The organism is Ruegeria sp. BHSC026 (genome assembly GCF_059613065.1).
The window spans coordinates 215,427-234,702 of record NZ_JBXWRV010000001.1; the positions used below are offsets into that span (position 1 = coordinate 215,427).

General features: G+C 64.3%; 23 protein-coding genes. 7 read left to right on the top strand and 16 right to left on the bottom strand.

Annotated elements, in window-relative coordinates; all coding sequences use genetic code 11:
- The first annotated feature begins 82 nt into the window (after nucleotides 1–82).
- Complete coding sequence (gene rsmA / locus AC2FME_RS01050; RefSeq protein WP_496713304.1) at nucleotides 83–925, top strand: 16S rRNA (adenine(1518)-N(6)/adenine(1519)-N(6))-dimethyltransferase RsmA; 843 nt, start codon at nucleotides 83–85, stop codon at nucleotides 923–925.
- A 67-nt stretch (nucleotides 926–992) separates the two neighbouring features.
- Here rsmA and AC2FME_RS01055 read toward each other — a convergent pair whose 3' ends face one another.
- From AC2FME_RS01055 to prfA, 3 genes are all read right to left on the bottom strand, one after another.
- A complete protein-coding gene (locus AC2FME_RS01055) occupies nucleotides 993–1,571 on the bottom strand; it encodes a DUF4167 domain-containing protein (protein WP_496686309.1) in 579 nt (192 codons plus the stop codon).
- Between the two features lie 240 nt (nucleotides 1,572–1,811).
- The gene (gene prmC / locus AC2FME_RS01060) at nucleotides 1,812–2,657 is read right to left on the bottom strand and encodes a peptide chain release factor N(5)-glutamine methyltransferase (RefSeq protein WP_496799375.1); all 846 of its coding nucleotides are present in this window, start codon (nucleotides 2,655–2,657) and stop codon (nucleotides 1,812–1,814) included.
- Nucleotides 2,654–3,709 carry a peptide chain release factor 1 gene (gene prfA, locus AC2FME_RS01065; RefSeq protein WP_496796089.1) on the bottom strand — a complete coding sequence of 352 codons (1,056 nt, stop codon included), beginning with the start codon at nucleotides 3,707–3,709 and terminating at the stop codon, nucleotides 2,654–2,656. Before prfA ends, prmC begins: the two co-directional genes overlap by 4 nt.
- Nucleotides 3,710–3,771: 62 nt before the next feature.
- Here prfA and AC2FME_RS01070 point away from each other — a divergent pair, with 62 nt between their 5' ends.
- Nucleotides 3,772–4,074: a hypothetical protein gene (locus AC2FME_RS01070; protein ID WP_496799376.1), complete on the top strand. Its 303-nt coding sequence runs from the start codon at nucleotides 3,772–3,774 to the stop codon at nucleotides 4,072–4,074.
- Here the strand turns inward: AC2FME_RS01070 and AC2FME_RS01075 are convergent.
- The 4 genes from AC2FME_RS01075 to AC2FME_RS01090 form a co-directional block, all read right to left on the bottom strand.
- On the bottom strand, nucleotides 4,000–4,407 hold the full coding sequence (locus AC2FME_RS01075; RefSeq protein WP_496799377.1) for a DUF1499 domain-containing protein: 408 nt from the start codon (nucleotides 4,405–4,407) through the stop codon (nucleotides 4,000–4,002). The two genes, AC2FME_RS01070 and AC2FME_RS01075, sit on opposite strands and share 75 nt — an antisense overlap.
- A gap of 66 nt (nucleotides 4,408–4,473) precedes the next feature.
- The gene (speB, locus tag AC2FME_RS01080) at nucleotides 4,474–5,421 is read right to left on the bottom strand and encodes an agmatinase (protein ID WP_496799378.1); all 948 of its coding nucleotides are present in this window, start codon (nucleotides 5,419–5,421) and stop codon (nucleotides 4,474–4,476) included.
- A 69-nt stretch (nucleotides 5,422–5,490) separates the two neighbouring features.
- Nucleotides 5,491–6,468 carry an agmatinase gene (gene speB, locus AC2FME_RS01085; RefSeq protein WP_496682319.1) on the bottom strand — a complete coding sequence of 326 codons (978 nt, stop codon included), beginning with the start codon at nucleotides 6,466–6,468 and terminating at the stop codon, nucleotides 5,491–5,493.
- A 35-nt stretch (nucleotides 6,469–6,503) separates the two neighbouring features.
- On the bottom strand, nucleotides 6,504–7,667 hold the full coding sequence (locus AC2FME_RS01090; RefSeq protein ID WP_496682317.1) for a M20 aminoacylase family protein: 1,164 nt from the start codon (nucleotides 7,665–7,667) through the stop codon (nucleotides 6,504–6,506).
- Nucleotides 7,668–7,733: 66 nt separating this feature from the next.
- Between AC2FME_RS01090 and mazG the strand changes: the two genes are divergently transcribed.
- The 3 genes from mazG to AC2FME_RS01105 all read left to right on the top strand — a co-directional run bounded on the left by mazG (nucleotide 7,734) and on the right by AC2FME_RS01105 (nucleotide 10,042).
- Nucleotides 7,734–8,591 carry a nucleoside triphosphate pyrophosphohydrolase gene (mazG, locus tag AC2FME_RS01095; RefSeq protein WP_496799379.1) on the top strand — a complete coding sequence of 286 codons (858 nt, stop codon included), beginning with the start codon at nucleotides 7,734–7,736 and terminating at the stop codon, nucleotides 8,589–8,591.
- A gap of 63 nt (nucleotides 8,592–8,654) precedes the next feature.
- Nucleotides 8,655–9,596: a nucleoside hydrolase gene (locus AC2FME_RS01100; RefSeq protein ID WP_496799380.1), complete on the top strand. Its 942-nt coding sequence runs from the start codon at nucleotides 8,655–8,657 to the stop codon at nucleotides 9,594–9,596.
- The gene (locus AC2FME_RS01105; protein WP_496799381.1) at nucleotides 9,593–10,042 is read left to right on the top strand and encodes a GNAT family N-acetyltransferase; all 450 of its coding nucleotides are present in this window, start codon (nucleotides 9,593–9,595) and stop codon (nucleotides 10,040–10,042) included. The genes AC2FME_RS01100 and AC2FME_RS01105 overlap by 4 nt, the downstream gene beginning before the upstream one ends.
- Here AC2FME_RS01105 and AC2FME_RS01110 read toward each other — a convergent pair.
- The 7 genes from AC2FME_RS01110 to AC2FME_RS01140 form a co-directional block, all read right to left on the bottom strand.
- Nucleotides 10,039–10,209, bottom strand: coding sequence for a hypothetical protein (locus tag AC2FME_RS01110; protein ID WP_496799382.1), 171 nt, complete (start codon nucleotides 10,207–10,209; stop codon nucleotides 10,039–10,041). The genes AC2FME_RS01105 and AC2FME_RS01110 overlap by 4 nt on opposite strands.
- Before the next feature lie 149 nt (nucleotides 10,210–10,358).
- Nucleotides 10,359–10,886, bottom strand: a complete 528-nt coding sequence (locus tag AC2FME_RS01115; RefSeq protein WP_496799383.1) for a GNAT family N-acetyltransferase — start codon at nucleotides 10,884–10,886, stop codon at nucleotides 10,359–10,361.
- A gap of 46 nt (nucleotides 10,887–10,932) precedes the next feature.
- Nucleotides 10,933–12,210, bottom strand: coding sequence for a phosphopyruvate hydratase (gene eno, locus AC2FME_RS01120; protein WP_496799384.1), 1,278 nt, complete (start codon nucleotides 12,208–12,210; stop codon nucleotides 10,933–10,935).
- Nucleotides 12,211–12,345: 135 nt separating this feature from the next.
- Entirely contained in the window at nucleotides 12,346–13,230 is an 885-nt protein-coding gene (locus AC2FME_RS01125; RefSeq protein WP_496799385.1) for a DMT family transporter, read from the bottom strand.
- A 144-nt stretch (nucleotides 13,231–13,374) separates the two neighbouring features.
- On the bottom strand, nucleotides 13,375–13,788 hold the full coding sequence (locus AC2FME_RS01130; protein WP_005982689.1) for a Fur family transcriptional regulator: 414 nt from the start codon (nucleotides 13,786–13,788) through the stop codon (nucleotides 13,375–13,377).
- An 81-nt stretch (nucleotides 13,789–13,869) separates the two neighbouring features.
- Nucleotides 13,870–14,574, bottom strand: a complete 705-nt coding sequence (locus AC2FME_RS01135) for an endonuclease/exonuclease/phosphatase family protein (protein ID WP_496682305.1) — start codon at nucleotides 14,572–14,574, stop codon at nucleotides 13,870–13,872.
- Between the two features lie 86 nt (nucleotides 14,575–14,660).
- A complete protein-coding gene (locus AC2FME_RS01140; RefSeq protein ID WP_496799386.1) occupies nucleotides 14,661–16,079 on the bottom strand; it encodes a protein adenylyltransferase SelO in 1,419 nt (472 codons plus the stop codon).
- Between the two features lie 66 nt (nucleotides 16,080–16,145).
- Here AC2FME_RS01140 and AC2FME_RS01145 point away from each other — a divergent pair, with 66 nt between their 5' ends.
- Nucleotides 16,146–16,565 carry a cupin domain-containing protein gene (locus tag AC2FME_RS01145; protein ID WP_496799387.1) on the top strand — a complete coding sequence of 140 codons (420 nt, stop codon included), beginning with the start codon at nucleotides 16,146–16,148 and terminating at the stop codon, nucleotides 16,563–16,565.
- Between the two features lie 90 nt (nucleotides 16,566–16,655).
- The gene (locus AC2FME_RS01150) at nucleotides 16,656–18,197 is read left to right on the top strand and encodes a phospholipase D family protein (protein ID WP_496799388.1); all 1,542 of its coding nucleotides are present in this window, start codon (nucleotides 16,656–16,658) and stop codon (nucleotides 18,195–18,197) included.
- A 12-nt stretch (nucleotides 18,198–18,209) separates the two neighbouring features.
- On the opposite strand, the gene AC2FME_RS01155 is transcribed toward AC2FME_RS01150, so the two are convergent.
- Together AC2FME_RS01155 and AC2FME_RS01160 are read right to left on the bottom strand one after the other, a co-directional pair.
- Complete coding sequence (locus tag AC2FME_RS01155; RefSeq protein ID WP_496799389.1) at nucleotides 18,210–18,662, bottom strand: TspO/MBR family protein; 453 nt, start codon at nucleotides 18,660–18,662, stop codon at nucleotides 18,210–18,212.
- 29 nt (nucleotides 18,663–18,691) lie between these two features.
- The gene (locus AC2FME_RS01160; protein WP_496799390.1) at nucleotides 18,692–19,204 is read right to left on the bottom strand and encodes an aggregation factor core; all 513 of its coding nucleotides are present in this window, start codon (nucleotides 19,202–19,204) and stop codon (nucleotides 18,692–18,694) included.
- Between the last annotated feature and the right edge of the window lie 72 nt (nucleotides 19,205–19,276).

Consider the following 19,276-nt stretch of genomic DNA (forward strand, 5'->3'; position numbering starts at 1 on the left):
CTTCATCTGGCCCCCAATATCCCCGCCGGAGGCAATAAATGTCTGGCGCACCGCCTGCACCTCGCGCCACGGTAACCGGATCATGAGCGCAATCGACACCCTCCCCCCGCTGCGCGAGGTCATCGCCAAGCATCAGCTCTCGGCCCGCAAGTCGCTGGGCCAGAACTTCCTGCTCGATCTCAACCTGACCGCCAAGATCGCCCGGCAGGCCGGCGACCTGAGCCAATGCGACGTGCTGGAGATCGGCCCCGGCCCCGGAGGCCTGACCCGCGGTTTGCTGGCCGAAGGTGCGCGAAAGGTGGTGGCGGTGGAAAAAGACACCCGCTGCATCGCCGCGCTTCAGGAAATCGCTGCTGCTTATCCCGGGCGGCTTGACGTCATCAATGGTGACGCTCTCGAAATCGATCCAACTGAACACCTGACGCCGCCCATCCGCGTGGCGGCCAATCTGCCCTACAATGTCGGGACCGAACTGCTGGTGCGCTGGCTGACCCCGCCGGAATGGCCACCCTTCTGGCAAAGCCTGACCCTGATGTTCCAGCGCGAGGTGGCCGAACGCATCGTGGCGCAGCCCGGCACCAAGGCCTATGGCCGACTTGCGATCCTGGCCCAGTGGCGGGCTGAGGCGCGCATTGCCATGTCCCTGCCCCCCGGTGCGTTCACGCCGCCGCCCAAGGTCAGCAGCGCCGTGGTCCACTTGACCGCCCTTCCCGAACCACGCTTTCCGGCGGATGCCGACACCCTGTCACGCGTCGTGGCCGCTGCGTTCAATCAGCGCCGCAAGATGCTGCGCGCGGCGCTCAAGGGGCTGGCCCCCGATATCGAGGACCGCCTGACAGCCGCAGGCATCAAGCCGACTGATCGTGCCGAGCAAGTCTCGCTCGAAGCCTTCTGTGCGCTGGCACAGGAATTGCGGAAAACCTGACGGTCTGACCAAGAAAAAGCCCCGGCGCAGATGCCCGGGGCCTGTTCGTTGGCGCAAGTCCGACCGACTATTCAGCCGCTTCAGGCGCATCGCCTCCTTGCACAGGTGGCTCGGTTTCAGCCGGCGCCACCTTGGGTTTGCGACCGCGCGGACGGCGCGCGGGCTTTTCCTTCGGCTCAGACGCGTCGGCTGTACCGCCCTTGCTCTCTGGAGTTTCAACCAGCCCGGATTCAGGCGAATCCGCATCGCTATCCAAATCCAACACATCCGGCTGCGGCGCTTCGGCCGGATCCGCCCGGCGCGCAGCTTCCCGCTCCTGCCGCTCGGCCCGTTCACGGTCACGTTCGGCCTGCCGCTCGCGGTTCTGCCGCTCCTGCTCCTCGCGGCGTGCTTCCATCTCACGCTGCGCTTCGCTCAGCATACGCAGATAGTGCTCGGCATGTTGTTGAAAGTTTTCGGCAGCCACGCGGTCATTGGCCAGCTGTGCATCGCGCGCAAGCTGGTTGTACTTGTCAATGATCTGCTGCGGCGTGCCGCGCACCTTGCCCTCGGGTCCCGAGCTGTCGAAAACCCGGTTAACGACGTTGCCACCAGAGGGGCGATTGCGGTTGTTCTTTGCCCGCGAGCGGGATTTGGAGGATCTCATCTTACTGTACGTCAGCCTTGTCTTGCACTGTCGATCCGCCCGAAGTCTGCGCTGCTCTGTGGCTTGTGCCTTTGCGGGACTGTCGACGTTTTTGGGCTTGGCGTCAGGGGTGCGCCGAAAGGGCGTCAACCGCGCTGACTAACCCGAGTAAACATGTCCTGACGGCGCAGACAAGGGGTTAAAGTTCAAAATGCCGGGTTTTTTACCGCGACCGGCGTAAATCGGCCTCAGAATCCACGGCTAGCCCGGCATTTTGGCGCCAACAACCCGGTCGCGTCCATCCAGATCGGGGATCACGCGGATATCCACCAACCCCGCCGCGTCGAACAACGCGCTGACCGCCTGCGCCTGTGTCGGGCCGATTTCCACCAGAAGTCGTCCACCGGGCGTCAGGTGATCAGGGGCGCTCGCCGCAATCCGGCGAAAGGCGTCCAGCCCGTCCGCTTCATCCGTCAAGGCCAGACGCGGTTCGTGCTCGCGCACTTCGGGCGCCAAACCGTCCATCTCATCGAGCGCTATATAGGGCGGATTGGAAACGATCAGGTCGAAATACCCGCCAATGTTTTCAAACCAGTCCGAGCGCAGGATCTCTGCCCGATCCTGCACCCTATGGACCACCGCATTGGCGCTGGCCTGCAGACAGGCGGCCTCGCTCAGATCGACGCCCAGCCCGGTTGCGCTGGTGCGCTCCGCCAGCAGGGTGATCAGGATGCAGCCCGAGCCGACGCCCAGATCCAGCACGCGGTCAAACGGCTGGCTCAGGGCCGCTTCGATCAGCGCTTCGGTCTCGGGGCGCGGGTCCAGCACGTCGCGGCTGACGCGGAAACGTCGGCCGTAGAATTCGCGCTCGCCCAGTAGATGGGAAACCGGAACCCGGATCGCGCGCAGCGACACCAGTTGCTCATAGCGTTCGGCGATCTCGGGCGAGAGCTCTTCAGGTGCGATCAGGGTCACGCGGCTGGCCTCGATCCGGGCGGCATGGGCCAGCAGGACCCGGGCGTCCCGCGCTGGGTCGTCCACACCGGCCGCCCGCAGGCGCGCGGTGGCGGCCACCATGGCCTGTGCCGCTGTCAGCGCCGCGATCATTGCGCCATCTCCGCCAACAAGCGCGCCTGATCGTCGGCCGTCAGCGCGTCGATCACCTCGTCCAGATCACCCTGCATCACCTGGTCCAGCTTGTAGAGCGTCAGGTTGATCCGGTGATCGGTCATCCGGCCCTGCGGGAAATTATATGTACGGATGCGCTCGGAGCGGTCGCCCGACCCTACCTGGCTGGCCCGGTCGGCCGAGCGTTCACTGTCGATCCGCTGACGCTCGAGGTCATAGAGACGCGTCTTGAGCACCTGCATGGCGATCTCGCGGTTGCGGTGCTGCGATTTCTCGGAACTCGTAACCACGATCCCGGTCGGCAGGTGGGTGATCCGTACCGCCGAGTCGGTGGTGTTCACGTGCTGCCCACCCGCGCCCGAACTGCGCATCGTGTCGATGCGCAGGTCGTTCGGGTCGATCTGGATGTCCACGTCCTCGGCCTCGGGCAGAACCGCCACCGTCGCCGCCGAGGTGTGAATCCGACCGCCACTCTCGGTTTCGGGTACACGCTGTACGCGGTGCACGCCGGATTCGTATTTCAGCCGGGCAAAGACGTTGTCGCCCTTGATATGGGCCACCACTTCCTTGATGCCGCCCAGTTCGGTCTGCTGTTCTTCGATGATCTCGAACTGCCAGCCGCGCGCCTCGGCATAGCGCTGATACATCCGCAGCAAGTCGCCCGCAAACAGAGCCGCCTCGTCGCCGCCGGTGCCGGGGCGGATCTCCAGCATCGCCGGCCTCGCATCGGCCGCGTCCTTGGGCAGCAACGCCAGTTGCAGCGCGTGCTCGGCCTCGGGGATGCGCGCCTTGAGCTGCGGGATCTCCTCCTCGGCCAGCTCTTTCATGTCGGGGTCGTCCAGCATCGCCTCGGCCTCGGCGAGATCGGCCCTCAACTGGCGCCAAGCTGCGATCTGTTCGACCACCGGCTTGAGGTCGGAATATTCCTTGGCCAAAGCCGCGATATCCCCACCCGAGGCGCCATCGGACATGGCCGCTTCGAGGTACTGGAATCGCTGGGTGATCTGTTCAAGACGTTCTTCGGGGATCATTGGGGCGGTGTCTATCATCCGACGGCTTTGGTCAAGGCCCCGGCTTGTGCTAAGCTGTGCGCATGAAACGGATCATTGCCCTGCTGATCGTCTGCGCAACGCCCGGTCTGGCCGATGTCATCGGCCCCGGTGGCAAGGTGCAGGATTGCTATTGCACCGACACATCCGGTGCGCGGGTCGAACTGGGCGAGATGGTCTGCCTGCAGGTCGATGGCCGGATGTTCATGGCCCAGTGCCAGATGTCGCTGAACGTGCCGATGTGGCGCGAGGTGTCCGAGGGGTGCCTGTCTTCAGGACTGCAAAGCCGCCAGCCAACCGTCGACCCGGGTGCGATTGACGTCGAAATCCCGTCGGCCAAATCGTAACCGTCCATAGATGCGCAGCGTGTCGCCGTCCTGCTGGGCAGTGGTGAAGTCGGGAAAGCCGAACACCCGGCTGCGGGTCACATAGGTGATCAGGCCCTCATCCACCGATCCGGCCAGCACCGTCGTGCGCGGCGTCGCCCGCGCCACCCTGTCCAGCCGCGCGAGGCCGTCCGGTCCGGTCTGCAACACGCGGATCACGCCTCCAGGCAGGTCACGATCTGCCTCGGCCACGATCGGCACATGCCAGCGCGCGGGATCGGACGGTGCCAGCCGCACATAGAGGCCAAGCCCGACAACCGCAGCGACGACCAACCAAAAAACCATGCGTTTCATTCCATTCAGACCCTCCGGCAGAACCCTAACCGCCCGCCGGTACGGGGCAAGACCTGCCGGCCTCGCCTACCGTGACGTCACGCCGGGCAGGATACACAGCAGCTCGAACAGCAGGTTTGCCGCCGTCAGCGCGGTGTTGCCCGACGGATCATAGGGCGGAGAGACCTCGACCAGGTCGCAGCCCACCACGTTCATACCCCCCAGCGCGTGTATCAACTGCAGCGCCTGCGGCGTGGTCAGGCCGCCGATCTCGGGCGTGCCGGTGCCGGGGGCGTAGGCCGGATCCAGGCTGTCGATGTCGAACGAGATATAGACCGGGTGATCGCCCACCGTCTTGCGGATCTGCGCACCGATCTCGGTCAGATTCTGTTGCCACAGATCCCAGGCAGGAAACTGGCGGAAACCCCATTCGCGCGCCTCGGTGAAATCGCTGGCCGCGTAACCCGAGCCGCGGATACCGACCTGAAAGGTCTTGTCGGGCACGATCAGCCCCTCTTCATACGCGCGGCGGAATACCGTTCCGTGGGTCTCGCGCTCGCCGAACATCTCGTCATTGATGTCGGCATGGGCGTCCACATGCACCAGAGCAACGGGGCCGTGTTTGGCGGCAACGGCCCGCAGGATCGGCAGAGTGATCGAATGATCGCCCCCCATCGCCACCGGGGTCACCCCCTGCGCCAGGATCGCGTCATAGCTTGCCTTGATAATCCGCAGGCTGTCGGCCAGCGAGAATGTGTTGATCGCCAGATCTCCGATATCGGCGATCTGGAGGCTGTCGAAAGGCGCGGCCAGCGTGGCCATGTTGTAGGGCCGGATCATCGCGCTTTCGGCGCGGATCTGCTTGGGGCCGAACCGGGTGCCCGACCGCCACGAGGTTCCGATGTCCATCGGCACGCCCAGCACGGCCACGTCCAGCCCCGCCAGTCTATCGGCCGCGGGCAACCGCATGAAGGTGTTGGGCCCGGAAAACCGCGCCAGATCATTGCCGCTGATGGGTTGGTTGAATTGGCTCATGGCGTCTGCGCCCCCTGTCCCGTTGGTTCACCTGATACCGGCCATAGCAAAACCATGGCTAACCAATGGTTAAAGCCGCCCGTCTTTCGCCAGTTTGTTCCATCCCAGCAGGCACACGATCTGGGTCGCCACATGCGCCCCCGCGATCGCTGTGGCGCCGGACGTGTCAAACGGCGGAGACACCTCGACCACGTCGCCCCCCTTGATGTTGATCCCGGCGATGTCGCGCAGGATGATCTGCGCCTGGATCGAACTGAGCCCACCCCAGACCGGGGTGCCGGTGCCAGGGGCAAAGGCCGGGTCCAATCCGTCGATGTCAAAGCTCAGATAGACCGGGCTGTCGCCCAGGATACCCTTGATCTTCTGCGCCACGGCAGCAGGGCCGGATTCATAGACCTCGCGCGCGTCGATGATGTTGACGCCCAGCGTATCCTCGTTGGTGGTGCGGATCCCCACCTGGACCGAGCGTTTCGGGTCCACGATCCCTGACTTCACCGCCTTGTAGAACATGGTGCCGTGGTCCACCCGGCTCATGTCGTCATCGGCCCAGGTGTCGGTATGGGCGTCGAACTGCAACAGCGACATCGGACCGTATTTCTCGGCATAGGCCTTAAGGATCGGAAAACTGATATAGTGGTCGCCCCCCAGCGTGACCGAGGCCACATCCGCCGCCAGAATGGTGCGGATATGGTCGGTCAACGTGTTGGGAAAGGCGGGAATGTTGGCATAGTCATAGGCCATGTCGCCATAGTCGATGATCGCCAGCTCGCTGAGCGCATCGAAAGGCCAACCATAGGGCGCATCGGGCGATTGCAGGGCGCTGGCCTCGCGGATCGCGCGCGGGCCCAGACGGGTGCCGGGGCGGTTGGTCACCGCCTGATCGAACGGCACGCCGGTCACTGCGATATCGGCGCCGGTCAGATCCTTGGTGTACAGCCGCCGCAGAAAGGACGTGGCCCCGCCAAAGGTGTTTTCATAGCTCAACCCCTTCAGGTCGGGGTTGGTAAAGGCCTCATCGACCTGATTTTTCGCGTCTTCCAATGCCATTTTGGCCCGTATCCTCCCTGATATCGACCGGACCGTCAGGTCAACGGCTGCGCCTTTTCGACGATGCGCGCAAAAAACGAGGCACCCACCGGTGCGATCTCGTCGTTGAAATTGTACTTGGGGTGATGCAGCCCCGGCCCGTCGCCCTGGCCTAGGAACAGATAGGCGCCCGGGCGCTCCTGCAGCATGTACGAGAAATCCTCGGCCCCCATCTCGCGGCCCGAATTTGCGATCACCCGATCGGCGCCTGCCACTTCGCGCGCCACCTCGGCGGCGAAACCGGTCTTGTCCGCATCGTTGACCGTGGCCGGATAGCCCACAACGTAATCCAGCGTCGCCGTGACCCCGTAGGATGCCGCCTGCCCCTGCACGATTTCTTCAAGACGGGTCATCACCATCTTCTGCACTGCCGGATCGAAGGTCCGGACGGTGCCGTTCAGATAGGCGGTGTCGGGGATCACGTTGTTCACGGTCCCGGTGTGGATCTGGGTGACCGAGATCACCAGATCGTCCAGCGCATAGTGGTTGCGGCTGACGATGGTCTGGATTGCCTGCGCGATTCCGCAGGCGGCCATGACCGGGTCGCGCGTGTCGTGCGGCATGGCACCGTGGCCACCCACGCCCTGAATGTGGATGTCGAACGTATCGACCGCCGCCATGATCGGCCCGGGCGTGGTATAGAATGCGCCCTCGGCAAAGCCCGGCGCATTGTGCAGCGCATAGACCTCGGCGATGTCGAACCGGTCCATCACGCCCTCTTTGACCATGATATCGGCGCCGCCTCCCTCTTCTTCGGCGGGTTGGAACAGCAAAGCCACGCGGCCCCGGAAATTCCGCGTCTCGGCCAGGTACCGCGCCGCGCCCAGCAGCATTGTGGTGTGCCCGTCATGCCCGCAGGCATGCATCTTGCCGGGATTCTTCGAGGCATATGCCACCCCGGTCTGCTCCTCGATCGGCAGCGCATCCATGTCGGCGCGCAACCCGATCGTGGGGCCATCGCCCTGCCCGTTGATGATCGCCACGATCCCTGTCTGCGCGATCCCTTCGTGCAACTCGTCCACGCCGAACTCGCGCAGCCGCTCGGCCACGAAGGCGGCGGTCTGGTGGCAATCGAATTCCAGTTCCGGGATCGTGTGCAGGTGCTGGCGCCATTCGGCCATGTCGGCGGCGTAATCGGCAATGCGGTTGACGACGGGCATCGGGGGTGGACTCCTGATCCAAGCTGCGGGATGGATGCATCTGACACCGGAACAAGGGGCTTCGCAATGGTTGAAAATCCACTGATCCACGATACCGACGCCGGAATCGAGCGGCTGCTGGAGATCATGCGCCGCCTGCGCGACCCGGACACCGGCTGCCCGTGGGATATCGAGCAGGATTTCGCCACCATCGCCCCCTACACGATCGAAGAGGCCTATGAGGTCGCCGACGCCATCGAACGCCAGGCCTGGGACGAGCTCAGGGGCGAGCTGGGCGACCTGCTGTTCCAGTCGGTCTTTCACGCACAGATGGCCGAAGAGGCCGGGCATTTCACCTTTCAGGACGTGGTGCGTACCATGTCCGACAAGATGGTGGCCCGCCACCCGCATGTCTTCGGCGACGAATCCCGCGACAAGTCCGCCGAACAGCAGACCCGCGACTGGGAGGCGATCAAGGCCGCCGAGCGCGCCGGAAAGGAACAAAAGGGCGCGCTGGACGGCGTCGCCGCCAACCTGCCCGCCCTGCTGCGCGCCTACAAGCTGCAGAAACGCGCCGCGCGGGTGGGCTTCGACTGGCCCCATGCGGGCCATGTGCTGGACAAGATCGCCGAAGAGGCCGCCGAACTGGCAGAGGCGCGCGACCAGATGGACGCCGACGCGCTCGAGGACGAATTCGGCGACCTGCTCTTCGTGATCGTCAATCTCGGCCGCCATCTGGGCGTCGAGCCCGAGGCCGCCCTGCGCCGCACCAACGCCAAGTTCACCCGGCGCTTCAACAAGATCGAGGAACGCCTCGCCGAACGCGGCAAGACGCCCGAACAGAGCACGCTCGAGGAGATGGACGCCCTGTGGGACGAGGTGAAGGCCGAAGAGCACCGCGCGAACGGCAAACTCCCGCCGGTCAAGGCCGCAAGCGACGCCTGAAACCGCTGGACAAGCCCAGCCGCGCTTGCCAGTGTCCGCCCTCACCATCCCCCCGGAGACCCCATGACCGCCCGCAAAATCATCATCGACACCGACCCCGGACAGGACGACGCCGTCGCCATCCTGCTGGCCTTGGCCAGCCCTGAAGAGATCGAGGTTCTGGGCATTACCGCCGTCGCGGGCAACGTGCCGCTGGAGCTGACCGCTAGGAACGCCCGCATCGTCTGCGAACTGGCGGACCGAACCGACGTGCCGGTCTATGCGGGCTGCGACGCGCCTTTGAAACGCAAGCTGGTCACCGCCGAGCATGTGCACGGCAAGACCGGCCTCGACGGCCCCGACCTGCCCGACCCCAAGATGGAACTGGCCCAGGGCAACGCGGTCGATTTCATCATCCACACCCTGCGCCGCCACCCGCCCGGCACCGTCACCCTCTGCCCGCTGGGGCCGCTGACCAACATCGCCACGGCCTTTCAGAAAGCCCCCGACATCATCGAGCGGGTGCAGCAGATCGTGCTGATGGGTGGTGCCTATTTCGAGGTCGGCAACATCACCCCGGCCGCTGAATTCAACATTTATGTCGATCCCGAAGCCGCTGACATCGTGTTTAAATCCGGCGTCGATATCGTGGTCATGCCGCTGGATGTCACGCACAAGGCGCTGGTCACCAAACAGCGCAACGACGCCTTCCGCGCCCTTGGCACCAAGGTCGGCATCGCGGTGGCCGAGATGACTGATTTCTTCGAACGTTTCGACAAGGAGAAGTACGGAAGCGAGGGCGCGCCCCTGCACGATCCCTGCGTGACCGCCTATCTGATCCGCCCCGAGCTCTTCTCGGGCCGACACGTCAACGTCGAGATCGAAACCCAGTCGGACCTCACCCTTGGCATGACCGTCGCCGACTGGTGGGGCGTCACCGACCGAAAGCCCAACGCGCTGTTCATCGGCGATCTGGACGCCGACGGGTTCTTTGCCCTGCTCACCGAACGGCTGGCCCGGCTATGAGCGCCGCCCTGCGCCTTGCCCGCCCCGACGACCTTGATCGGCTGATGGGTCTGGTCGCCGCCTTTCACGCCGAGGCAGGGATCGAACAGGACCCCGACCAGCGCCGCGCGGCCCTTGCGCCGCTGCTCGAGGGCATCCCGCACGGCTGCATCTACCTGATCGGCCCCGCGCGCGCACCGCTGGGCTATGTCATCCTGACCTTCGGCTGGTCGGTCGAGTTCGGGGGCATGGACGGGTTCGTGGACGAAATCTACATCCGCCCCGCCATTCGCCGCCGCGGCATCGCTACCGAAGTTCTTCAAGCCCTGCCCAAGGCACTGGCCGGGGCCGGCCTGACGGCCCTGCACCTTGAGGTGGATCGAACCAACGAGGCCGCGCAGAAACTGTACCTTCGAACCGGCTTCAAACCGCGCGACCGCTACATGCTGATGAGCAAGACGCTCTAGCGCGACTCACCGCGGAAGATCAGGCTGGGGTTGTAGTACATCTCCTGCACCGGATCATTCTGCGACACCGGCTCGCCGGTGATCGGGTAGGTGCCAGGCCCCGCACAGGCCGCCAGAACACCGACGGAAAGCATCGAAATCACGAGAAGGATTCTTGAAGCAGACATCACGTTCTCCTTTCTGCTGTACCGTCAGATTACGCCCGCCGCTGCGGCGCGCGTAGGTAAAAGTTCACACATAAAGACATTTATGTTTGCTTTTATTTGCGATTTCGGCCGCTCGAAACTCAGGTCTTGGGCAATTCCACTGCAATTCCCTAGGCTTCGGCGGTATCGCCCCGCAGCGACATTTCAAAGAACAACAATTGCCCCCGTGCGATTTCGGGAATGTCGGAATAGGCATCGCGCAGCTTGAACCCTAGCGACAGATACAGCCGAGTCGCCGCCTGCAGCGGTTTTCCGGTGTCCATCCGGATCATCTCGAACCCGTCCTTGCGGCACTGGGCGATCAATTCCTGCATGATCGCACGGCCCGCGCCAGTGCCCCGGGCTTCCTCGGTCACGAACACGCGCTTGATTTCGGCAATACCCGGATCGATCGTCTGGAACATCCCGCAGCCGACCGCCTGCCCGTTTAGCATCGCCAGCCGGGTCCCGCCCTTGGGCGGCATATGCTCGGTCTCGATGGCCGCCAGAACGGCGGCATATTTGTCAGGCGGATAGAACGTGTTCACGACCTGCCGCGACCGGTCGTCCAGCGTCAACAGAAAGGCGTGATACTCCCAACACAAACGCCGGACAGCATCAAACTGCTCCGGCGTTCTTGGTTCGATGATGCTGAGCATGACGGACCCCCGGCCAATGTCGGGGGCAAGCCTAGCAGCTTGCGGCTTACTTGCGAAGGATCGAACGCCCCGCGTATTCCGCGACCTCGCCCAGCGTTTCCTCGATGCGGATCAGCTGGTTGTATTTCGCCAGCCGGTCCGACCGCGCCAGCGAGCCGGTCTTGATCTGACCGCAGTTGGTCGCCACGGCCAGATCGGCGATGGTGGCGTCCTCGGTCTCGCCCGAGCGGTGGCTCATCACGTTGGTGTAGCGGGCGCGGTGCGCCATATCCACGGCGCGCAGGGTTTCGGTCAACGAGCCGATCTGGTTCACCTTGACCAGCATCGAGTTGGCGCAGCCTTTCTCGATCCCTTCGGCAAGTCGCGCCGGGTTGGTCACGAACAGGTCGTCACCCACCAGCTGCACCTTGCCGCCCAGCTCGTCGGTCAGCGCCTTCCAGCCGTCCCAGTCATCCTCGGACATACCGTCCTCGATCGAGATGATCGGATAGTCGTTCACCAACGCTGCCAGATAGGCCACGTTCTCGTCACTGCTCAGAGTCTTGCCCTCGCCCGACAGGACGTATTTGCCATCTTTGTAATACTCGGTGGCCGCGCAATCGAGCGCCAGATAGATCTCGTCCCCCGGCTTGTAGCCCGCCTTCTCGATCGACTTGAGGATGAAATCCAGCGCTTCGCGGGTCGAAGCGATGTTGGGGGCAAACCCGCCCTCGTCGCCGACACCGGTGGCCAGCCCGGCGGCCGACAGTTCCTTTTTCAGAGTGTGGAACACTTCCGACCCCATGCGCACCGCCTCGCGGATGTTGCTGGCGGCCACGGGCATGATCATGAATTCCTGGATGTCGATCGGGTTGTCGGCATGTTCGCCGCCATTGATGATGTTCATCATCGGCACCGGCAGAACCCGGGCCGAGGTGCCCCCCACGTAGCGATAGAGCGGCTGGGTAGTGAAATCCGCCGCCGCCTTGGCCACCGCGAGCGACACGCCCAGAATGGCGTTCGCGCCCAGGCGGCCCTTGTTGGGGGTGCCGTCCAGCTCGATCATCGCGGCGTCGATCGCCACCTGCTCGGTCGCATCAAAGCCCACCAGCTCTTCGGCGATTTCGCCGTTCACGGCGGCCACGGCTTCGAGCACGCCCTTGCCCATGTAACGGGACTTGTCGCCATCGCGCTTTTCCACCGCCTCATAGGCGCCGGTCGATGCGCCCGAGGGCACGGCGGCCCGGCCCATGGTGCCGTCTTCCAGGATCACGTCCACCTCGACGGTGGGGTTGCCCCGGCTGTCCAGGATTTCGCGTGCGTGGATGTCGATGATGGTGCTCATGATACCGGTCCCTGAAAATGCGTTCGGTTGCATGCCTCATACCAGCACGCGGGGAAAAGTAAACCGGGTCCGTTATCGCTAACACGCATATTTTCCGGCCTTTAGCGCCAACAGCGGCGTGTTTGCGCCAACAGGTCAGCAGACAGCCGGAGCCATGGCCCGTGCAATGCGCCGTTCGCGGATGAACGTGTACATGCCCGACCCGATGATCAGCGACGCGCCGATCATGGTCATCAGGTCCGGCCGTTCGCCGAACATCCACATCCCGGCCAGGATCGAGAACAGCAGACGCGTATAGCGGAACGGGGTCAGGGCCGAGGCCTCGCCCACGCGCATCGCCGTGACGATGCCGAAATATCCCAGCACGCCAAAGCCCACCGCGCCGATATAGGGCCCGACCTGCCCGGCCTGAAGCGGCACCAATGGCTGGCCCGCCATCAGCATCAGAGCGCCGCCCGCCAGCGCCACCGCCGCATAGGCCTGCAGCGCCACCACGGCCGAGGCCACCCGCGCATCCAGCCGCCGGGTGATCAGGTCGCGCGCGGCGATGGCGACCACCGTCGCTACCACGAACAGAGCCTCGGGGCGGAACCCGTCCAGACCGGGGCGGATGACCATCAGCACCCCGGCGAATCCGACGCCGATCGCGCTCCACCGCCGCCAGCCAACGTGTTCGCCCAGAAACAGCGCCGCCCCCATGGTTACCGCCAGAGGCATGGCCTGGAACACGGCGGCGACCGTGGACAGATCGACCAGCGACAAGGCGGTGACGAAACTGAGCGCGCCGAAGGCCTCGGTACCCGCGCGGATCAGGGGCAAGGGCTGCCAGGCGGCCCGGTCAAAGATCCGCTTGCGCGTGACCACCGCCATCAGGGCAAAGGCCAGCCCGCAGAACAGGCCCAGAACCAGCATGACCTGCCCGGTCGGCACGGAAGTCGACAGGTGCTTGATAAACATGTCCTCAAGCGTGAAGGCGGCCATCGCCCCGATGATCAGCAGAATGCCCTGTACGTTGTTCATGCGCGCGTCTCCGTCCGGCGGGCCCGTCTTGCCCGACCGGCGCAGGAAATCCCGATTGCCTCGGTCTGGCAACCCGCAACCTGACCACGAATGATGAATTGATTTGAGCCGGCCGTTCGCGTTTCGTGATGGGTCGGTGCCGGATCAGTCCTTGTCCAGCGGCACGCCGTATAATTCCAGCCGGTGCCCTTTCAGACGGTAGCCCAACTTGGCGGCAATCTTTTCCTGCAGAGCTTCGATCTCGGGGTCCACGAACTCGATCACCTCGCCCGAGTTCATATCGATCAGGTGATCGTGGTGGTCGCGCTCGGCGTCCTCATAGCGCGCGCGCCCGTCGCCGAATTCCAGCCGCTCGAGAATTCCGGCCTCTTCGAACAGTTTGACGGTGCGATAGACGGTCGCGATCGAGATGCCCGCATCCAGCGCCGATGCGCGGGCGTAAAGCTCCTCGACATCCGGATGGTCGTCGCTTTGTTCCAGAACGGTCGCGATGGTCCGGCGCTGGCCGGTCATGCGCAGGCCTTTGGCTTCGCAACGCGCGATGATCGTGTCCGGCATGGCACCCCTCAGAATCCGTTCGGGTCTCTGTCTTAGTCTGTCCGCACGGGTTTCGCCACCGTGTTTTGCACCCTTGCCGACTCAACCGGCCAGGCGCAGATCGGCCCAGACCGGCAGGTGGTCCGAGGCGATATGCGCGGGCCGCTCCCCGTGCACACCGTGCGCCAGCGCCTCGAGCCCGCCGCCCAGCGCGATCCGGTCCAGCGCACCCAGAGGCTGCGCGGCGGGAAAGCTTGGCACAGGTGGCAGGAACCGCATGTCGGGAGCAAGACGGTCAAGGATCGGCTGGCGCGACCATTCGTTGAAATCCCCCGCCCAGACGGTGGGCATCCGGTCCAGCGCGCGGCCGTCCTGCCGCAAGTGAATGATCTGCTGGCGGCGCCACGCCGAGAACAGCCCCAGATGCATCCCCATCACCCGCAGGGGGCCGATATGCGTGTCGAACTCGACCCGGACCGCCCCGCGCGGTTCGAGCCCCGGCAGATCGTGATGCGCGGCGCGGCGCACCTGAATGTGGTCGCCCCGCCAGATCACGGCGTTGCCATGCCAGCCGAGGCTGCCCGCACCGCCCAGATCAACGATCTTCCACCCCGCCTCGTCCAACATGAAATGCGGCAGCGCCGCCGGGCGCGGCGGCAGGCGTTTGTCAGCCTCTTGCAGCACCACGATATCGGCGCTCAGCCGATCCAGCACCTGCAGGATACGCTGCGGCTGGCGTCGCAGGTCCAGTCCGACGCATTTCTGGATGTTGTAGCTGGCAAGGCGCAGCTTGGGCAAAGTGGTCATCGGTTTTCTACGGTTGTACCCCGTCAGGATTCGCAGGATCGCGCCCGGACGCAAGCCGATAGTTCAGCACAGATGCCGAAACCCGCTCAGGTGCCGCAAAAGGTGGCATGCACCACCTCGTCCTGCGTGGGCGGGTGCCTCAGGTCGGCGGCGTCAGGCTGGTCGTCATAGGGTTGGGCCAGCACAGCGTTCAGCCGGTGAAACAGGGCATAGTCGCCCTGAACGGCGGCCTCGATCATCTGCTCGACCCGGTGGTTGCGCGGGATGAAGGCAGGGTTCGCCGCGTGCATCACCGCGACCGGGTCAGTCTCGCGCGTCAGCCGCGCGCGCCACCCCTCGGCCCAGCTGTCAAAAGCCGCCGGATCGGTAAACTGGTCCCGTGCCGCATCGCTGCCCAGCGCGCGGAAGGTATTGGTGAAATCGGCCTGGTTCTGCGCCATCCGCGTCAGCAGGTCCGAGATCAGTGCAAGGTCGCCGTCCTCCTCGGTGGTTAGGCCGATCTTGGCTCGGAACCGCCTCAGCCAGTGCTGCTGCATCAATTCGGGCATGGCATGTACGATCTCGGTCGCCTCTTCCACGGCGGCCTGCTTGTCCTCGATCTGCTGGATCAGCGCCGTCGCCAGCTGTGCAAGGTTCCACACCGCGATCTCGGGCTGGTTGGAATAGGCATAGCGCCCCATCCGGTCGATCGAGCTGTAGACGGTGTTCGGATGATAGCTGTCCATGAAGGCGCAGGGGCCATAGTCGATGGTTTCGCCCGAGATGGCGCAGTTGTCGGTGTTCATCACCCCGTGGATGAAGCCCACCGCCATCCATTGCGCGATCAGCGCGGCCTGTGCGTCACGCACGGCGCGCAGCAGGCCCATCGGCCCGACGGCGTCCGGGTAGTGGCGCGCGACGGCATAGTCGGTCAGCCGCTGCAGGTCGGCGATCTGGCCGCGTGCGGCGAATACCTGGAACGTGCCCACCCGCAGATGGCTTTGCGCCACGCGGGTCAGCACCGCGCCGGGCATCGGGCCCTCGCGCAGCACGACCTCGCCGGTTTCCACCGCCGCCAAGGCACGCGTGGTGGGAATGCCCAGCGCGTGCATCGCCTCGGACACGACATATTCGCGCAGAACCGGCCCCAGCCAGGCCCGCCCGTCGCCCTGCCGCGAGAACGGCGTGCGGCCCGAGCCCTTGAGTTGAATGTCGCGGCGGATCCCGTCCGTGCCCACCACCTCGCCCAGCAGCACCGCGCGCCCGTCGCCCAGCTGTGGGTTGTAGTTGCCGAACTGGTGGCCGGAATACAGCTGCGCCAGCGGCTCGGCCCCGTCCGGCAGGGTATTGCCCGCAAACACCTGGGCCATGTCCTGCGCGTCACCGGGCGAGATGCCCAGCACCTGCGCCAGATCGTCATTGAAAGCCACCAGCCGCGGCGCGCGCACGGGCTCAGGCGACTGGCGCGCATAAAAGGCGCCGGGCAGCCGGGCATAGGAATTGTCGAAGGGGATCGTCAGGGTCATGGCGCAAACATATGATCTGTGCGCAGTATTGCCAGCACCAAATCCCATCTCCGTGAAAGGCCCGCCATGACCGCCGACCAGATCATCGACCACCTGCAGTTGCAGCCCCACCCCGAAGGCGGTTGGTATGCCGAGACCTGGCGCGCGGACAACACCGGCCGCCCGACCGCGACCTGCATCTATTTCCTGCTGAAACGGGGAGAGGCCAGCCACTGGCACCGGGTCGATGCGACCGAGATCTGGCTGTTTCACGCCGGCGCGCCGCTGATCCTGTCGATCAGCGAAAGCGACACCGGACCGGCAAACGATCACATGCTATCCCCTGACCTGAGCGAGGGTGCCCCGCAGGTCATCGTACCCGCCGGGCATTGGCAGGCCGCCCGCAGCACCAGGGACTACACGCTGGTCAGCTGTACCGTTTCACCGGGTTTCCAGTTCGACGGTTTCGAATTGGCGCCGCCGGAGTTCGACATTCCCAGGGGCTAAACCTCCGGCCCCTGCCGAACCACGCTTGAACTTGCCCTGCCCGATGCGGCAAGGTTCGCTTGTGAATGATTGGGCAAAGATGAGGGCGCGATGCGGCTGATCAAGACTTTGGTGACCGTGGCCGTGATCCTCGGCCTGGGCGTGTTTGGGCTGCGGTTGGCCTTTCCGCTGCCCGAAACCAATTTCTCGGAGCAGACATACAGCCAACCCGCGGATTGGACGGGTCCGCTGGGCCAAGCCATCGAGCCGGCGATTCAGCGCAATCCCGGACTGGATGGCGTCCGCCCCCTCGGTCAGGGGCACACCGCATTCGCCGCCCGCGCCATTCTCGCGCGTGAGGCGGTCTCGTCCATCGATGCCCAATACTATATCTGGCAGGATGACGTGACCGGCCTGATGCTGCTGGACGAATTGCGTGCGGCGGCGGAACGGGGCGTGCGCGTGCGCCTCCTGGTCGATGACAATGGCATCTCGGGGCTGGACACGCTTCTGGCGGAACTGGATGCCATGCCCACCGCCCATGTGCGCATCTTCAACCCGTTCACTCTGCGCAACCCCAAGCTGCTATCCTATGTGTTCGATTTCGGCCGGTTGAACCGCCGCATGCATAACAAATCCATGACAGTGGACGGCGTGGCCACGATTGTCGGGGGCCGAAACATCGGCGACATCTATTTCGACTATGGGGCCGGAACGCACTATCTGGATGTCGATACCATCGCGATCGGTCCTATCGTGGACGAGGTTGCAGCGTCGTTCGATGCCTACTGGAACAGCGGCTCGGCCTATGATGCCGCGTTGTTCCTGCCTGCAGCGACCGATCCAAGCCTGAAGGCATTGGCCGAGGCCGCGCGTCAGACCGCTGCCGGGGCCGGATACCAAAAGGCGATCCGCGACAATGAACTGGCCGACCGCATCGCCGACCGCGATCTGCCGTTCGAGTGGAGCGCTATCGAACTTTTTGTCGATGACCCGGCAAAGGGACTTGGACAGGTGGAGGACGAGAACCTCATGGTCGAGCGTCTGATAGCCTTTGCCGAAAGCTCCGAGACGTCGCTCGATCTGGTCTCGGCCTATTTCATTCCCGGTTCCCGCGGGGCCGAGTTGCTCGAACGGTTGGCGTCGTCTGGGGTCAAAGTCCGGGTCCTGACCAACTCAATGGATGCGACCGATGTGATGCCGGTTCATGCCGCTTACATGGCCTACCGCGACGACCTGCTGGCAAGCGGGGTTCAGTTGCTGGAGCTGCGCGCGTTGCGCGCCGAGCATAAGGCACGCAGCCTGCCCGAGATTCTTGCAGGCTCTGCCTCGGGCCTGCATGCAAAGGTGTTTGGCTCGGATGGCAAACGGATCTTTATCGGCTCATACAATCTGGATCCACGTTCGGCCCGGCTGAACACCGAGATGGGGCTGCTGATCGAGAGCCCCGCGGTCGCTGCAGATCTGGCCCGGCAACTGGACAAGCCGGAATTCGCCTATCGCGTCGAAATGGCCGGTGACGGCGGCCTGGTCTGGATTCAGCAGACCAACGACGGAACGACCACGACCTTTGAGACTGACCCGAACACCTCTCGGTTCCAGCGCGGCCTTGCCGCCGTCGTCAGGTGGCTGCCGGTCGAGTGGATGCTCTGACCACCGCCGGCGTCAGTTCAGGACCGCGATCGATAGATTCAGTATGGTGGCGAATGCCACCCATGCCAGATAGGGCACGAACGCCCAGGCCGAAACGCGATCCACCGGGCGGACGCGCGCGATGAACAGCACAATCACCACCAGAAGCGCAAGAATCACTAACAATGCCAGCCACGGCTGATGCAGCACGAAGAATGTGGGCGACCACAGAAAGTTCAGGCCCAACTGCGCCCACCACAGGCGCATCGCGGGCGAACTTCGGTCGCGTTCGAACTGCCGCCAACCTGCCATTGCGATCAACACGTAAAGAACCGTCCAGACCGGGCCGAATACCCAGCCCGGCGGGTTGAAGACCGGTTTGTTCAGGTTTGCATACCACTCACCCGGCCCCGTCAGAGTGCCGATCAGTATGCCGCCACCCAGTACCAGAACCAGAAATGCGATACGTGTCAGGGTCTTTGTCATGCCGGTTCCATCCGCAGGTGCACTGCCCCTCAGCAGGTCCCGACCGGTATAGCCGCGCGGGCCGCCGACGAAAAGACACCACGCTGCGGGTTCTTCGCGCCTTCCAGAGAGACCGTCGCACCCTGAATCTCGGCCCCCGACACGGTGATCTCGCGTCCGCCGCCGGTGTCATCCACGTCGATCGTAAAGGCGATTTCCGCACCGGGCGGCATGGACCGGATGTCCAGATCGACCATCGACTGCCCGTCCTGAACCTGAGGCAGCCCGTTCAGATACTCGGACCCCGAAACCATTTCAAACGGCTGAAACACTTCAACCCCTGCCCCCGCGCCGGTGACATCAAAGATCAGCCCGCCCTGCGACGAGGACAAATCCAGACGCACCGTTGCAGCAGACAGGCTGCAATCGCTGGCGTTGCGAAGAACGAAGCGGTCCTTTGGCGCTCCCTCGACGAACTCAACCTGCACGTCGGCCATGGCGGGCACTGCGAGCATGAACGCGACGGCACAACCGGCCGCATTTTTGACAAGGGAACCGATCATCTTCATCTCCGGCGTTTTTGTGGCTACTGCTACAATTACGCGCGAGCGCCTTGGCAGGATCATTTTTCGCCG

Bases quoted from the DNA above. Each gene is read 5' to 3' on its own strand.
- rsmA (WP_496713304.1), top strand. From the start codon at position 83: ATGAGCGCAATCGACACCCTCCCCCCGCTGCGCGAGGTCATCGCCAAG.
- AC2FME_RS01055 (WP_496686309.1), bottom strand. From the start codon at position 1,571: ATGAGATCCTCCAAATCCCGCTCGCGGGCAAAGAACAACCGCAATCGC.
- prmC (WP_496799375.1), bottom strand. From the start codon at position 2,657: ATGATCGCGGCGCTGACAGCGGCACAGGCCATGGTGGCCGCCACCGCG.
- prfA (WP_496796089.1), bottom strand. From the start codon at position 3,709: ATGATCCCCGAAGAACGTCTTGAACAGATCACCCAGCGATTCCAGTAC.
- AC2FME_RS01070 (WP_496799376.1), top strand. From the start codon at position 3,772: ATGAAACGGATCATTGCCCTGCTGATCGTCTGCGCAACGCCCGGTCTG.
- AC2FME_RS01075 (WP_496799377.1), bottom strand. From the start codon at position 4,407: ATGAAACGCATGGTTTTTTGGTTGGTCGTCGCTGCGGTTGTCGGGCTT.
- speB (WP_496799378.1), bottom strand. From the start codon at position 5,421: ATGAGCCAATTCAACCAACCCATCAGCGGCAATGATCTGGCGCGGTTT.
- speB (WP_496682319.1), bottom strand. From the start codon at position 6,468: ATGGCATTGGAAGACGCGAAAAATCAGGTCGATGAGGCCTTTACCAAC.
- AC2FME_RS01090 (WP_496682317.1), bottom strand. From the start codon at position 7,667: ATGCCCGTCGTCAACCGCATTGCCGATTACGCCGCCGACATGGCCGAA.
- mazG (WP_496799379.1), top strand. From the start codon at position 7,734: ATGGTTGAAAATCCACTGATCCACGATACCGACGCCGGAATCGAGCGG.
- AC2FME_RS01100 (WP_496799380.1), top strand. From the start codon at position 8,655: ATGACCGCCCGCAAAATCATCATCGACACCGACCCCGGACAGGACGAC.
- AC2FME_RS01105 (WP_496799381.1), top strand. From the start codon at position 9,593: ATGAGCGCCGCCCTGCGCCTTGCCCGCCCCGACGACCTTGATCGGCTG.
- AC2FME_RS01110 (WP_496799382.1), bottom strand. From the start codon at position 10,209: ATGTCTGCTTCAAGAATCCTTCTCGTGATTTCGATGCTTTCCGTCGGT.
- AC2FME_RS01115 (WP_496799383.1), bottom strand. From the start codon at position 10,886: ATGCTCAGCATCATCGAACCAAGAACGCCGGAGCAGTTTGATGCTGTC.
- eno (WP_496799384.1), bottom strand. From the start codon at position 12,210: ATGAGCACCATCATCGACATCCACGCACGCGAAATCCTGGACAGCCGG.
- AC2FME_RS01125 (WP_496799385.1), bottom strand. From the start codon at position 13,230: ATGAACAACGTACAGGGCATTCTGCTGATCATCGGGGCGATGGCCGCC.
- AC2FME_RS01130 (WP_005982689.1), bottom strand. From the start codon at position 13,788: ATGCCGGACACGATCATCGCGCGTTGCGAAGCCAAAGGCCTGCGCATG.
- AC2FME_RS01135 (WP_496682305.1), bottom strand. From the start codon at position 14,574: ATGACCACTTTGCCCAAGCTGCGCCTTGCCAGCTACAACATCCAGAAA.
- AC2FME_RS01140 (WP_496799386.1), bottom strand. From the start codon at position 16,079: ATGACCCTGACGATCCCCTTCGACAATTCCTATGCCCGGCTGCCCGGC.
- AC2FME_RS01145 (WP_496799387.1), top strand. From the start codon at position 16,146: ATGACCGCCGACCAGATCATCGACCACCTGCAGTTGCAGCCCCACCCC.
- AC2FME_RS01150 (WP_496799388.1), top strand. From the start codon at position 16,656: ATGCGGCTGATCAAGACTTTGGTGACCGTGGCCGTGATCCTCGGCCTG.
- AC2FME_RS01155 (WP_496799389.1), bottom strand. From the start codon at position 18,662: ATGACAAAGACCCTGACACGTATCGCATTTCTGGTTCTGGTACTGGGT.
- AC2FME_RS01160 (WP_496799390.1), bottom strand. From the start codon at position 19,204: ATGATCGGTTCCCTTGTCAAAAATGCGGCCGGTTGTGCCGTCGCGTTC.